Source organism: Curtobacterium sp. MCLR17_059 (assembly GCF_003234665.1).
Taxonomy (GTDB): Bacteria; Actinomycetota; Actinomycetes; order Actinomycetales; family Microbacteriaceae; genus Curtobacterium; species Curtobacterium flaccumfaciens.
In genome coordinates this window covers 133,856-146,638 of the sequence record NZ_QKSU01000009.1, presented here as the reverse complement: position 1 = coordinate 146,638, position 12,783 = coordinate 133,856, and the positions used below count along the sequence as shown (strand labels likewise).

The 12,783-nt window shown below is 72.3% G+C and carries 11 protein-coding genes; 6 read left to right on the top strand and 5 right to left on the bottom strand.

Features of this window, described 5'->3' with window-relative positions; translation table 11 throughout:
* Positions 1 to 58 precede the first annotated feature (58 nt).
* Complete coding sequence (locus tag DEJ12_RS13365) at positions 59 to 1,510, bottom strand: dipeptidase (RefSeq protein WP_111030350.1); 1,452 nt, start codon at positions 1,508 to 1,510, stop codon at positions 59 to 61.
* Between the two features lie 52 nt (positions 1,511 to 1,562).
* Between DEJ12_RS13365 and DEJ12_RS13360 the strand changes: the two genes are divergently transcribed.
* Entirely contained in the window at positions 1,563 to 2,138 is a 576-nt protein-coding gene (locus DEJ12_RS13360; protein WP_111023129.1) for a DUF3043 domain-containing protein, read from the top strand.
* Positions 2,139 to 2,371: 233 nt separating this feature from the next.
* Here DEJ12_RS13360 and DEJ12_RS13355 read toward each other — a convergent pair whose 3' ends face one another.
* From DEJ12_RS13355 to hisD, 3 genes are read right to left on the bottom strand one after another with little or no spacing between them, the layout of a single operon-like run.
* Positions 2,372 to 3,448, bottom strand: a complete 1,077-nt coding sequence (locus DEJ12_RS13355; protein WP_111030349.1) for a quinone-dependent dihydroorotate dehydrogenase — start codon at positions 3,446 to 3,448, stop codon at positions 2,372 to 2,374.
* On the bottom strand, positions 3,445 to 3,945 hold the full coding sequence (gene nrdR, locus DEJ12_RS13350) for a transcriptional regulator NrdR (RefSeq protein ID WP_111023127.1): 501 nt from the start codon (positions 3,943 to 3,945) through the stop codon (positions 3,445 to 3,447). Before nrdR ends, DEJ12_RS13355 begins: the two co-directional genes overlap by 4 nt.
* Positions 3,946 to 3,958: 13 nt before the next feature.
* Positions 3,959 to 5,266, bottom strand: coding sequence for a histidinol dehydrogenase (gene hisD, locus DEJ12_RS13345; protein ID WP_111030348.1), 1,308 nt, complete (start codon positions 5,264 to 5,266; stop codon positions 3,959 to 3,961).
* 53 nt (positions 5,267 to 5,319) lie between these two features.
* On the opposite strand from hisD, the gene DEJ12_RS13340 reads away from it, so the two are divergent.
* The 4 genes from DEJ12_RS13340 (at position 5,320) to DEJ12_RS18075 (ending at position 11,020) form a co-directional block, all read left to right on the top strand.
* Complete coding sequence (locus DEJ12_RS13340; protein ID WP_111023125.1) at positions 5,320 to 6,678, top strand: hypothetical protein; 1,359 nt, start codon at positions 5,320 to 5,322, stop codon at positions 6,676 to 6,678.
* On the top strand, positions 6,675 to 8,129 hold the full coding sequence (locus DEJ12_RS13335) for a glycosyltransferase family 2 protein (protein WP_111030347.1): 1,455 nt from the start codon (positions 6,675 to 6,677) through the stop codon (positions 8,127 to 8,129). The genes DEJ12_RS13340 and DEJ12_RS13335 overlap by 4 nt, the downstream gene beginning before the upstream one ends.
* Positions 8,129 to 10,717, top strand: coding sequence for a glycosyltransferase (locus tag DEJ12_RS13330; RefSeq protein ID WP_111030346.1), 2,589 nt, complete (start codon positions 8,129 to 8,131; stop codon positions 10,715 to 10,717). The genes DEJ12_RS13335 and DEJ12_RS13330 overlap by 1 nt, the downstream gene beginning before the upstream one ends.
* 147 nt (positions 10,718 to 10,864) lie before the next feature.
* The gene (locus DEJ12_RS18075) at positions 10,865 to 11,020 is read left to right on the top strand and encodes a hypothetical protein (protein ID WP_175529707.1); all 156 of its coding nucleotides are present in this window, start codon (positions 10,865 to 10,867) and stop codon (positions 11,018 to 11,020) included.
* 18 nt (positions 11,021 to 11,038) lie between these two features.
* On the opposite strand, the gene DEJ12_RS13325 is transcribed toward DEJ12_RS18075, so the two are convergent.
* Positions 11,039 to 11,617, bottom strand: a complete 579-nt coding sequence (locus DEJ12_RS13325) for an SGNH/GDSL hydrolase family protein (RefSeq protein ID WP_111030345.1) — start codon at positions 11,615 to 11,617, stop codon at positions 11,039 to 11,041.
* Between the two features lie 50 nt (positions 11,618 to 11,667).
* Between DEJ12_RS13325 and DEJ12_RS13320 the strand changes: the two genes are divergently transcribed.
* Complete coding sequence (locus DEJ12_RS13320; protein ID WP_111030344.1) at positions 11,668 to 12,783, top strand: glycosyltransferase; 1,116 nt, start codon at positions 11,668 to 11,670, stop codon at positions 12,781 to 12,783.

Sequence of the window (12,783 nt, the reverse complement as noted above, 5' to 3'; positions counted from 1 at the left end):
CGCGCGTCTCCCTCCGGGCGGTGCTGGTCACCGCGCCTGGCGTCGATTGTAAGCACCCTCAGCTGCGCGTCGCGAGCCTGGCGAGCAGGATCGTCTCCGACGCGATGGCACGGTGCAGGACGCCGAGGTGCTGCGACTCGTTCGGGCTGTGGGCGCGGGTGTCCGGGTCCTCGACGCCGGTGACCAGGATCTGCGCGTCCGGGAACTCCGCGGCGAGGTCGGACACGAACGGGATCGACCCACCGATGCCCTGCTCGACCGCCTCGGCGCCCCAGCCCTCCCGCATTGCCATGCGGGCCTCCTGGACGGCCCAGCCGGCGGTGTCGACGAGGAACCCGTCGCCGCTGTCCGGCTCGGTGATCTCCATCCGTGCGCCGAACGGGACGTGCTCGCGCAGGTGCCGCTCGACGGCCGCGGACGCCTGCCGGGCGTCCTGACCAGGGGCGACGCGGACCGAGACCCGTGCCGAGACCGTGGGCAGCAGGGTGTTCGAGGCGTTCGCGACGCTCGGCACGTCCATGCCGGTCACCGTGATCGACGGCTGGAACCACATGCGGGACAGCACGGCGCCGGTGCCGATCGGGCGGACACCGGGCATGAGCGCGGCGTCGACGGCGAGTTCGTCCTCGGTGCGCTCCGGCACGTCGGCCTCGTACGAGGACAGCCCCTCGACGGCGACCGAACCGTCGGCGTCGTGCAGCGAGGCGAGCAGCCGCACCATGGGGATCATCGCATCCGGGGCCGCTCCCCCGAACATGCCGCTGTGGCTGGCGTGCTCGAGCGTGGTGAGGGTGAGCTTGAAGGTGACGTTGCCGCGCAGGGAGACCGTGATCGACGGGACCTCGGTGGACCAGTTGTCGCTGTCCGCCACGACGATGACGTCGGCGGCGAGGTGCTCCTTCTGCTCGCGCAGGAACGTGCGGAACGAGCGGGAGCCGAACTCCTCCTCGCCCTCGACGAAGAGCACGATCCCGAGGTCGAGGTCGTCACCGAACTGGGCGTGCACCGCGCGGAGCGACGCGATGTGCGTCATCACGCCGGCCTTGTCGTCCGAGGCACCGCGGCCGTACAGGCGGTCGCCGCGGAGGGTCGGCTCGAACGGCGGCGTCTCCCACAGGGCCTCGTCGCCCTGCGGCTGCACGTCGTGGTGGGCGTAGAGCATCACCGTCGGCTTGCCGTTCCGCGCCGGGCGCACCGCGAGCACCGCGGGCTGGCCGAGCTCGGTCTCCGCGTCGGCCTCGGCGACGTCGGCCGTCGACCCGGACACCGCGGACCGCACGATCCGGACGTCGTCCGCTCCGAAGACCCCGGTCGACCGGGCGAGGTCCGCGACGGCCTCGGCACTCGCGCGCACGTTCGACGCGTCGAAGGCCGACCAGGACACCGACGGCAGGCGCACCAGCGCGGACAGGTCGGCGATCGTCGTGGGCAGTGCACCCTGCACGTGTTCGCGCAGGGCGTCGAGGAGCGCGGGGTCGGTCGCGGGGCTGTGCTGTTCGCTGTCGGTCATGCCCGGTAATCTAGAGGAGATCCCGCACGCACACCGCCGTTAGGAACGCACCGTGGCGAAGGCAGCCCCCAAGACCAACACGACCGTCAACCCGACCGAGGCCGAGCTCCTCGAGCAGGGCAAGGGCCGCCCCACGCCGTCCCGCCGCGAGCGAGAGGCAGCGAACCGCCGCCCCCTCGTCGGCAACACGCCGGTCGACAAGAAGGCCGCCCGCGCCCGCCTCAACTCGGAGCGCGAGCGTGCCCGGGTCGGCATGGCCAACGGCGAGGAGCGCTACCTGCCGGCGAAGGACCGCGGTGAGCAGCGACGCTTCGTCCGCGACTGGATCGACGCCCGCTGGAACGTCGGCGAGGTCATGATGCCCGTGCTCGTGCTGTTCCTCATCGTCGGGTTCGCGGCCGCGCAGACCGTCATCGCCTCCTACTCGCTCCTGCTCGTGTGGGCGTTCGTGGCGCTGTTCATCATCGACTGCGTGGTGCTGTGGCTGTCGCTCCGCCGCAAGCTCACCAACAAGTTCGGCGAGTTCCAGCGCGGCACGTTCCTCTACATCCTCACGCGGGCGTGGCAGCTGCGCTTCCTGCGGCTGCCGAAGCCCCAGGTCCGGCGTGGGCAGTACCCCACGCTCTAGCCACAGGCACACGACGAAGCGCCGCCCGGCCTGCCGGGCGGCGCTTCGTCGTTCCCACTCCCCTGTTCCCCGCTCCCACGCTCCGCGTCGGCGATCGAGTGAGCAGAACACGACGGGTCGACTGGCGAGCCACGGCGTGTTCTGCTCACCCGATGGCGCAGGCGCGCCCCCAGGACGGACTGGAGGCCCGTGGCGGTGTCGCCACGGGCCTCCAGTCCGTCAGGTGGTCGCGTCTACCGCGCGGCGCGACGCAGCCGCCGACGGCGCAGCCGGTTGATGCGCGCGGCCCAGGTCGGCCCCTCGTAGAGGAACGCCGTGTAGCCCTGCACGAGCGTCGCTCCGGCGTCGACGCGGTCCTGCACGTCCTGCTCGGTGGTCACACCACCGACGGCGATGACGCAGAAGTCGGCGGGCACCGCGGCGCGGACGCGACGCAGGACCTCGAGCGAACGAGCGGCGACCGGCGCACCGGAGAGGCCCCCGGCACCCATCGCCTCGACGTCGGACGGATCCGCCGTCAGCCCGTCGCGGGAGATCGTCGTGTTGTTCGCGATCACCCCGGACAGCCCGAGCTCGACCGCGAGGCCCGCGATCGCGTCGATCTGCTCGTCGGTCAGGTCCGGCGCGATCTTGACGAGCACCGGCGTCCGGCCGGCGGCGTCGCGCACCGCGGACAGCAGCGGTCGGAGCTGGTCGAGTTCCTGCAGTCCGCGCAGACCGGGCGTGTTCGGCGAGCTGACGTTGACCGCCAGGTAGTCCGCGAACGTCGCGAGCCGACGGGTGGACTCGAGGTAGTCGTCGATGGCGTCCTCGACGGAGACGACCCGGCTCTTGCCGATGTTCACGCCGATGACGGGGCGACCGGGGTTGCGGCGGGCGCGCTCGAGGCGACGGGCGGCCGCTGCGGCGCCGTGGTTGTTGAAGCCCATGCGGTTGATCAGGGCGCGGTCGCCGATCAGCCGGAACAGGCGCGGGCGCTCGTTGCCGGGCTGCGGCTTGGCGGTGATGGTGCCGACCTCGACGTGGCCGAAGCCGAGCAAGCCGAGACCGGCGATGCCGCGGGCGTCCTTGTCGAACCCGGCCGCCAGGCCGAAGCGCGACGGGAAGTGGATGCCCATCGTGGTGATGCCGTCGGCCGCCGCGGGACGGCAGTACCGCTCGACGACGCCGCTCAGGAACGGCACGCGGGGCAGCCCCGCGATGACGGCGAAGGCCAGGTGGTGGGCACGTTCCGGGTCCATGTTCGCGAACACGGAGCGGAACACGACGCGGTAGCCGCCGCGCACGATGCGTTCGGCGATGCCGCTCACGCGCGCGTGCCGGACGGTGTGGACGACCCGGCGGCCGTGTCGGACGCCGCGTGGTGGTCGCGGCGGAGCTGGCCGATGGCGTCCTCGAAGTCCTCGAGCGAGTCGAACGCCTGGTAGACGCTCGCGAACCGCAGGTAGGCGACCTCGTCGAGCTCCCGCAGGGGCGCGAGGATCGCGAGGCCGATGTCGTTCGCGTCGATCTGGCTGGATCCGGAGGACCGCACGGTCTCCTCGACGCGCTGCGCGAGCACGGCCAGGTCGCCGTCGGTGACCGGGCGCCCCTGGCACGCCTTGCGGACGCCGGAGACGATCTTGTCGCGGCTGAACGGCTCGGTGACACCGTTGCGCTTCACAACGTTGAGCGATGCGGTCTCGGTGGTCGAGAACCGTCGACCGCAGTTGGGGCACTGTCGACGGCGGCGGATGGAGGTTCCGTCGTCGCTCGTCCGTGAGTCGACGACGCGGGAGTCCGGGTGGCGGCAGAAGGGGCAGAACATGTCGTTCCCCAGGCTATCGGTTCGTGCGCTCCGTCACGGCGGCCCCGTGCGCGGGGAGCTGCTCCTCGGTGGACAGGGCGACGATGTGCGGCGCGACCTCGGCCAGGGCCTCGGGCGTGTACCGGACGATCTGCTGGGGTCGCAGGAACGTCGACGCGGACAGCCCGGACCCGAACCGGGCCTGGCCGCCCGTCGGCAGCACGTGGTTCGACCCGGCCAGGTAGTCCCCCAGGCTCACCGGCGTGCTCGGCCCGACGAACACCGCACCGGCGGCGTCGATGTCGGCCAGCACGGCGTCGTCGTCGACCGTCTGGATCTCGAGGTGCTCCGGCCCGTAGGCGTTGCTCACGGTCGCGGCGTCGGTCAGCGAGTCCACCAGGACGATCGCGGACTGCGGTCCGTCCAGGGCGGTCTGGAGGCGCGCAGCCGTCCCGAGCACCGCCGTGCGTTCCGGAATGGCGGCCTCTACCTCGTCGGCGAACGTCGCGGACGTCGTCACCAGCACGCTGCCGGCCTGCTCGTCGTGCTCGGCCTGGCTGATGAGGTCGGCGGCCACGAACCCGGCGTCGGCGGTGTCGTCCGCGATCACGAGGATCTCGGTCGCCCCGGCCTCGGAGTCGATGCCCACCACCCCGCGCACCAGGCGCTTGGCGGCGGCGACGTAGTTGTTGCCCGGCCCCGTGACCAGGTCGACCGGCTCGAGGTCGATCTCGGCGACGCCGTACGCCAGCGCGCCGACGGCTCCGGCGCCGCCCATCGCGTAGACCTCGTCGACGCCGAGCAGCCCTGCCGCAGCGAGGATCGTCGGGTGCACCGCGCCGCCGTGGTCGCGCTGCGGCGGCGACACGAGGGCGATCGAGGGCACGCCCGCGACCTGGGCCGAGACGACGTTCATCACGACGCTGGACGGGTAGACGGCCTTGCCACCGGGCACGTAGAGCCCCACGCGGCGCATCGGCTGCCAGCGCTGGTGGACCTCGGCGCCGTCGGCCAGGGTGGTCACGGACGGGGCGGGGATCTGCGCGGCACTCGCGGCCCGGACGCGGCGGATGGCCTCGTCGAGGGCTCCCCGGACCTCGGGGGTGAGCCCGGCCACGGCGGCGGTGATCTCGGCAGCGGGGACCCGGACGTTCGCGGGAGCCCCGCCGTCGAAGCGCTCGGCCTGGTCGTGCAGGGCCGCGGCCCCGCGGTGTCGGACGTCCTCGATCAACTCGCGCGCGGCGTCGACCGCGTGCGACACGTCGCCCGCGGCGCGGGGCATGAGTCGGAGGAGTTCGGCACGGGCGGGGAGGCCGCCGCGGAGGTCGATTCGCTGCATCATGAGGGGTCCGATCCTACCGAGCCGAACGCCGACGCCCAGTAACGTGAGGGCTGATGAACTTCGAGAAGGCACGGCGCCTCGTGAGCGACCTCGTCCGGGTGAACGAGCGGTACGCACGCGACGGCCACTACCGCAACGACGTCCGTGAGCGACTCGGCCGGACGGTGTCCCGGGTCGACGTCGGTGTGGCTCGGCGAGAACGCGATCGTGCGCCGCTGGCCGCGCGCCCGTTCGACGGCCTGGTGGAGACGAGCCTGTCGCTCGCCGGCATCCGCACCGTGGACCGCGATCCCGAGGTGGTGCTCGTGGTCGACGAACTCCGCGAGGGTGCCGCCTTCGCCGGGGTGCAGACCGCCCTGGCCGTCGCCCTCGCGCTCGGCGACCGGCTCGGCCGGCGGGTCCGCGTCGTCATGGTCCGGTGGACGACACCCGGCAACAGTGCCGCCGCAGCCGAGGCGCTCGTCGCCGACCGGTTCCCGGAGTCGCGCGTCGACGGACGTCCCGGCGTCCGCGTGGTCCGGCGCGAGGACGTCCTGGACACCGAGTTCGGCCGCGACGACGTCTGGGTCGCCACGCACTGGAAGACCGCGCACCCGATCGACGTCGCCGTCACCGCCGGGGTCGTCCCCCGACACCGCGTCGTGTACCTGGTGCAGGACTACGAACCCGGCTTCAGCCCGTGGTCGACCGAGTACGCGGTCGCTGCCTCGACCTACCGCGCCGGCTTCCGCATGCTCGTGAACTCCGAGCCGCTGCGCCGGTACCTGGCCGACGTCGAGGGCCTCGACGTCCCCTCCGAGCACACCTTCGCACCGCACCTCGACCTCGAGCTGCTCGAACGCGTGGCCGCTGCCCGCAAGCACGAGGACGTGGTCCGGGTCCTCTTCTACGGCCGTCCGAGCAAGCACCGGAACCTGTTCCGCCTCGGCGTCGCCGCGCTGCGGGTCGCGGTGCAGGAGCTGGCCGACGACGGCATCCGGGTCGAGTTCCACTCGGCCGGCGAACAGCACGGCGACGTCGAGCTGGACGGGGGCCGAGGCGACGTGAAGCTCGTCTCGCACGGCACCATGCCCTGGGACGACTACTTCCGGTTCATCGCATCGACGAACGTGGTGCTGTCGCTCCAGCACAGCCCGCACCCGAGCCACCCGCCGTTCGACGGCGCGGTGTCCGGCGCACGCGTCGTGACGAACGAGTTCCGGGGCACCCGGGCGCACCTGCACCCGAACCTCGAGGCGGTCCCCGCCGACGCCCGTTCCCTCGGCCTGGCCGTCGCCGACGCCGTCCGGCAGGCAGCTGCGGACGGCCCGACCGGGCACGTGCCCCTGGCCGCGGGGGTGCTCGGTGGCCCGCTGGAGACCGCCGTGGACGCCCTCGCACGTGCACTCGAAGCTGAGGAGTCCACCCGATGACCCGCTCCACCCTCGTCGTCGTGCCCGTGTACGGCGACCTCGACTCCCTGCTGCGGTGCGTCGACGGGCTCCTCGAGCACCTCGACACCGAGCGGCACCGCGCCCTGTTCGTCAACGACTGCGGGCCCGATGCGGACACCATCGAGCGGGCGCTGCTCGACCGGATCGGCGACCGCCCCGGGTTCCGGTACGAGCGGAACGACCACAACCTCGGGTTCGTCGGCACGTGCAACCGTGCTGTGGACGAACTCGACCGCGGTGCCGACGAGCCCGACACCGAGGCCGTCCTGCTCCTCAACAGCGACGCCGTGCCGACGGCGGGGTTCCTCGACGCGATGCTCGCGGTCCTCGACGAGGACCGCACCGGCGTCGTCACCGCGCGCAGTGACAACGCGACGATCGCGAGCATCCCCTACCGCCTGACCAACCGGGGTGCGGCCCGCACCGAGGACCGCACCCGACGGGTCTGGGACGAGCTCGCACCGCTGCTCCCGGTGTCCCAGGTCCTGCCCGTCGCGATGGGCTTCTGCTTCCTCACCCGCCGCGAGCTGGTCGCCGAGCACGGTCTGTTCGACGAGGCCTTCGCGCCCGGCTACGGCGAGGAGAACGACTACTGCCTCCGGATCGCCGCCCACGGCTGGCTCGCCAAGATCGCCAACCGCGCGCTGGTCCTGCACGCCGGCGGCAAGAGCTTCTCCGGCAACCGCAGCGCCCTGCGCGCCGCACACCAGCGCGTGCTCGAGGGTCGCTACCCGTTCCTGCCGGACGCAGTGGCCGCGTACCAGCGGCACGGCATGACGGCGACCGAGCGGTTCGCCGACGTCCTCGTCCCCTCGGGGCAGCGCCCGCGGCTCGCCGTGGACCTGCGGCACGTCGAGGACGCCGACACGCTCGTCCGCCAGGTCGACGCGGCCTTCGGGGACGGCTTCGACCTGGAGGCCCGGCTCCCCGCCGGCACGTCGGCACCGGCCGCGTGGACCGTCACCACCGGAGACCCCAGCCCAGACGACCTCGTCACCGTCGCCGTGCTCGTGGACCCGGCGCCCGCGGACGTCGTCACGGCCAACCGCCGGGCGCTCCACCTGGTGGTCGTACGGGCCGCGCAGAACGCGGTGCCGTGGTCGTCGCGAGCGCACCGGACGGGTGCCGACACCCTCGCGGCCGTCGTGGACCACTTCGCCGTGGTCGTCGCACCGGGCGCGGTCACCGACGCCCGTGCACGCATCGCGGACGCGCTGACGGCCCCGCTCGCGGGCACGGCCGACGCGCTCGAACGTCGGTGGGCGGCACTGCTCCCCCTCGACCTCACGGCTGCCGACGTCGCCGCGGCGAGCGCGGCGGACGAGGTCGTGCGCCTGCGCCACGAGCTCGCCGACCTGCGCGCGAGCAGGTCCTTCCGCACCGGCCAGGCGATCGCGAAGGTCGCCGCACGACTGCCGGGGCGCCGCTGATGGCCGAGGCCAAGGGCATCGGCCGCGTCGCACGGCGCCTCGCCCGACCCTTCCGGGGCCCGGACAGACCGCTGACCGTGACCGACCGGCTCGACCGCTGGGCCCGTCGGATCGCCGAGTTCGAGGTGCTCGACCGCGCGTACTTCGAGGCACAGACCGGACGGACGTTCGACACCGACGCCGACGCCGTCGCGTTCTACGTGCACAACGACGGGCAGCGGGGGCTCTCGCTGCACCCGCTCATCGAGCACGAGTGGATGCGCGAGCACCAGCCCGTCCCCGCGATGTCCTGGTACGACGCCCTGCACCAGGAGGGCCCCGAGCTCTTCCAGACCGGGCCGCTCTTCGACGCAGGCGTGTACGCCGCCTCGGTGCCGGGAGCCGACCGCCCGGCGTCCACGCTCGATGCGCTCCGGCACTTCCTGCGGAACGCGACCGATGCGACCACGCTCCCCGTGCCTCCAGGCCGCCGTGGCGACGCTCCCACCTGGGGCGCCGCACGTGACGCAGCCGTCGCCGCTGGGCGCGCCTTCGCCGGTGCGCAGCACCGCACCCGGCGGCGCTACCGGTCCACGTGGGACGGGCCCGAGGTCACCGAGGCCCTCCGCCGGTACCCGCGCGGTGTCGCGCGGCGCGACGCGGAGCAACCGCTCGTGTCGATCGTGATGCCGGTGTACCGGCGCGCCGACGTGGTCGGTGCGGCGATCGCTTCGGTGCGAGCGCAGCAGCACACGAACTGGGAACTCCTCGTGGTCGACGACGGGTCCGGCGACCACACCGTCGACGTCGTGCGCGGGCTCGCTGCCGAAGACGGGCGCATCCGGCTCCTCGAGCGGGAGAACGGCGGTGCCGGCGCCGCACGGAACACCGGACTCGCGGCCGTGCGTGGCGACTTCGTCGCGTTCCTCGACGCCGACAACACCTGGCGTCCGGAACACCTGACCGCAGCCCTCGCGGCACTGCTCGAGACCGACGGGCCCGCCGTGCACACGGGGCTGCGGATGGTCGGCGCGAACAACGCGGACGACCGGACCGCTCCCGTCGAGACGTACCGCGGCGAGGACGGCACGCTCGACGACCTGCTCGCGGGCAACTTCATCGACCTCAATGCGCTCGTGGTCCGCCGTGACGTCGCCGCAGGGGTCGGCCCGTTCGACGAGACGCTCCGACGCTGGATCGACTGGGAGTGGCTGCTCCGCATCGGGCAGCGGTTGGGGGTGCCCGCGTACGTGCCCGTCATCGGCGTCGACTACGACAACGTGCGGGACCAGCGACGGGTCTCCTCCGCCCAGCCCGCGTCGTGGCAGGAGGTCGCGCTCGCCCGCCACCGCATCGACTGGGACGCCCTGGCGTCCGCAGCACCGACGCGCGACACCGGACTCGTCTCGATCGTCGTCCCGGTGTTCCGCGACTGGACGATGACCCGGCGCGCAGTCGATGCCGTCCTCGGCGCGGCCGACCACGACGGCGACCGCGTCGAGGTCGTCCTCGTCGACAACGGCTCTCCGCGATCGGTCTCCGCGATCCTCGGTGCATGGTTCCGTGACGAACCCCGGGTGGTCCTGCAGCGCGAAGACCGGAACCGGAACTTCGCCCTGGGCAGCGACCTCGGACTCGCCCGGTCCTCGGGCGGCACCGTCGTCATGCTCAACAACGACACCGAGGTCACCACCGGCTGGCTGCGGCCGCTCGTCAGCGCGCTGGACGACCCGTCGGTCCTCGGCGCGCAGCCCCTGCTCGTGTACCCGGACGGCGTCGTGCAGGCCGCCGGCACGGTGTTCGGCGGGGACAAGGTGCTGCCCTGGCACTTCCTCGGCGAGCACCCGCGGCACGACGCCGACCGCGTGTTCGGGTCGGGCTCCGCCGGCGCAGTGCGGTTCTCGGCGATCACCGCAGCCGCCGCGGCGTTCCGTGCCGTCGACCTGATCCGCTGGCACGGGTTCGACCCCGTGTTCGCGAACGGGCTCGAGGACGTCGACCTGTGCCTGCGAGCGCTCGCGTCGTCCCCGGCCGGCTCGACGTTCGTCGTCGTGCCGTCCTCGGTCGTCGTACACCACGAGAGCCGCTCCCCCGGTCGGGACGACGCCCGGGTCGACAACCGCCGTATCTTCGACGAGCGCTGGCGCGGGCGGTACCCCGACGCCGACGCCGTCGACCGGTACGACGCAGCCGGACTGCGCTACCTCGGAGTGGCCCCCGGGCTCCCCAAGGGCCACGGCGTGATGGTGCGGTCCTCGCGACCGGTCATCGTCCGGGAGGAGGGGGCTGCAGGCTTCCGTGTCGCCGTCAAGCACGACGGCACGCGCGTCGCGGACGTGTCCGCACTGGTCATCGCACTCGAAGCCGCGGGACACGTGGTGCAGGTCGACATGCCGACGTCCTGGTACCGGGGATCCAGCGGGTTGGACGAGGTGACCGTGCTGGTCGTGGGGGCACCGTCTTCGGGGCCGGGTGGTTCGTCGTTCGTGCCTCAGCCGGGGGCGCGGAACGTCGTGTGGCTGGCGGAGGGGCAGTCCGTCGCGGAGGGGGACTTCGCCGTCGTGGTCGGTGCTGCGGCGGAGGCGGGGCAGGTCGTCCGGTCGCTGTGAGCGCTCCCTCGGCGCAGGTGGCGAGCGAACACCACGAGCCCGCGGAGCTGAGCGCGTTTCGATTCTGAGGCGGATTCTTCGGGCACGTTCACCAGGTTCCGAGACAAACGAGGCCTGCTGTTCACCTTGCCGGAGCAGGCTGCTCGCATGTCGCTCCTCTCGGATGCAATGCGGTCGACCTTCACGACCAAGTGCGCTGTGTGCGGCGCGGTCATCCGGAAGCGCGATGCGCTCGACCACGAGGGGCTGGCGTTCTGCTCGGTCCTCCACGAGGCCGAGTACATCGTCGCGACGCTGGACTGAGCGCCGACCGACCTCATCTCACTGGTTGAGACCCATCGTCGCCGCTGCCTGCCGGATGAACAGGCGCATGCGGACCGCCGCCTCTGCGGAGACGTGCGGGAGCGGGTGCTCGCCGTCCTCGGACATGCCGCCACCCCACGAGTTGTTGGAGGCCCGGGCGAAGGCGAACGGATCCGCGACCACCCACCCTCGTCGCGCACCGAGGTCGAACAAGTGCCGGTTCGCCACGACACCGTTCGTACGCTGGTTCACCGTGCCGTTGGTGCGGTTGTTCGGCGGGACCAAGCAGATCAGGGGTGTCTGACACTCCGCGAACCGCACGATCTTCTCGATGTTCGCGGTCATCTCCTCGAAGGGCACGCCCTCCCGGACGTCGTTCATGCCGATCATGACCACGAGCACGTCGGCCAGTGAACGACGGACCTGACCGAACGCACGCTCGGACGTCGCACCGTCCTCGGCGAAGCCTCCGACCAGCCGAAGACGGCGATCGCCGAGCTGGTCACGCCAGGACTCGGGGCGGGCCGTGACCGAGTCACCCGACACGGCGAAGGTCAGCGGTGTATCGGTGGTGATCTTGGATCGAGCTCTGAACATCCCTCGATGCTATCGACCGGAGCACCGGCGACCCCTCGTAGGATCGCCATGTGGCTCCAACAGCGCGCTCGCGTCCTCGCGACGGCCGTCCACCGCGGCTCGCGGTCTTCCCCGTCTACCGCGACAACCCGTACCTGAACCTCATGCTCCTGGCCCCACGCGCCTCGGGGTGGGACGTCCTCGAGTCCGCGAGGCTCGAGCGTTTCGAGCACGACCTGAGCTCCCTCGGCACCGGAGACGTCGTGCACGTGCACTGGACAGCTCCGATCGTGCAGCGTGCGGACGACGCCGCCGAGGCCGTTGCCCGACTCGCTCGGTTCCGAGCCGCGGTCGACGGAGCGCGGGCACACGGCGCCCGGGTCGTCTGGACGATCCACAACGCGCTCGCACACGACGTCCGGCACGAGGAGCACGAGATCGCGCTGAACCGCTACTTGGCCGCGACCACGGACACGGTGCACGTCATGAACTCCCGCACGAGCGACGTGGTGGCGCCGTTCTACGACCTCTCCGGGCGAACGGTCGAACACCTCCCCCACCCGAGCTACCGCGGCATCTACGACGGCAACGGGTCCCGGGCGGAGGCACGAGCACGTTTCGGACTCGATGACGACGACGTCGCCGTGCTCTTCTTCGGACAGATCCGTCCGTACAAGGGAGTCGACGTCCTGATCGAGGCCCTGCAGCAGGCGTCCGCCGCCGGCCGGTTCGTCCTCCTGCTCGCCGGGAGGACGTCGGCCGAGGACGAAGCGACCATCGATCGGCTCGTGCCCGAAGGGCTCCGCACCGTCCGTCACCACGACTACGTGGGCGACGCCGAGGTCAAGCGCTGGTTCGACGCCGCGGACATCGCGGTGCTGCCGTACCGGCGCGTCCTGAACTCCGGCAGCCTCCACCTCGCCGCGACCTTCGGCGTGCCGGTCGTGCTGCCCGACGAAGCGCACCTCCGGAGCGACTTCGGCGGTGAAGCCTGGGTCCGGTGGTTCGAACCCGGTGATGCCGGCGCGCTCGCCCGGGTGCTGTCGGAGCCGTTGCCGGAAGGCGGTGCCGCACTCGGGTTCGCGGCCCGGCTCGCGCCGTTCGCGGTCTCCCGCCGGTACGAGGCGCTCCTGCGGCGCACGACGGCTGGCCTGCCGACGCGGACCGCCACGCGCCCTGAGGCATAA

Bases quoted from the DNA above. Each gene is read 5' to 3' on its own strand.
- DEJ12_RS13365 (WP_111030350.1), bottom strand. From the start codon at position 1,510: ATGACCGACAGCGAACAGCACAGCCCCGCGACCGACCCCGCGCTCCTC.
- DEJ12_RS13335 (WP_111030347.1), top strand. From the start codon at position 6,675: ATGACCCGCTCCACCCTCGTCGTCGTGCCCGTGTACGGCGACCTCGAC.
- hisD (WP_111030348.1), bottom strand. From the start codon at position 5,266: ATGATGCAGCGAATCGACCTCCGCGGCGGCCTCCCCGCCCGTGCCGAA.
- DEJ12_RS13325 (WP_111030345.1), bottom strand. From the start codon at position 11,617: ATGTTCAGAGCTCGATCCAAGATCACCACCGATACACCGCTGACCTTC.
- DEJ12_RS13340 (WP_111023125.1), top strand. From the start codon at position 5,320: ATGAACTTCGAGAAGGCACGGCGCCTCGTGAGCGACCTCGTCCGGGTG.
- DEJ12_RS13330 (WP_111030346.1), top strand. From the start codon at position 8,129: ATGGCCGAGGCCAAGGGCATCGGCCGCGTCGCACGGCGCCTCGCCCGA.
- nrdR (WP_111023127.1), bottom strand. From the start codon at position 3,945: ATGTTCTGCCCCTTCTGCCGCCACCCGGACTCCCGCGTCGTCGACTCA.
- DEJ12_RS18075 (WP_175529707.1), top strand. From the start codon at position 10,865: ATGTCGCTCCTCTCGGATGCAATGCGGTCGACCTTCACGACCAAGTGC.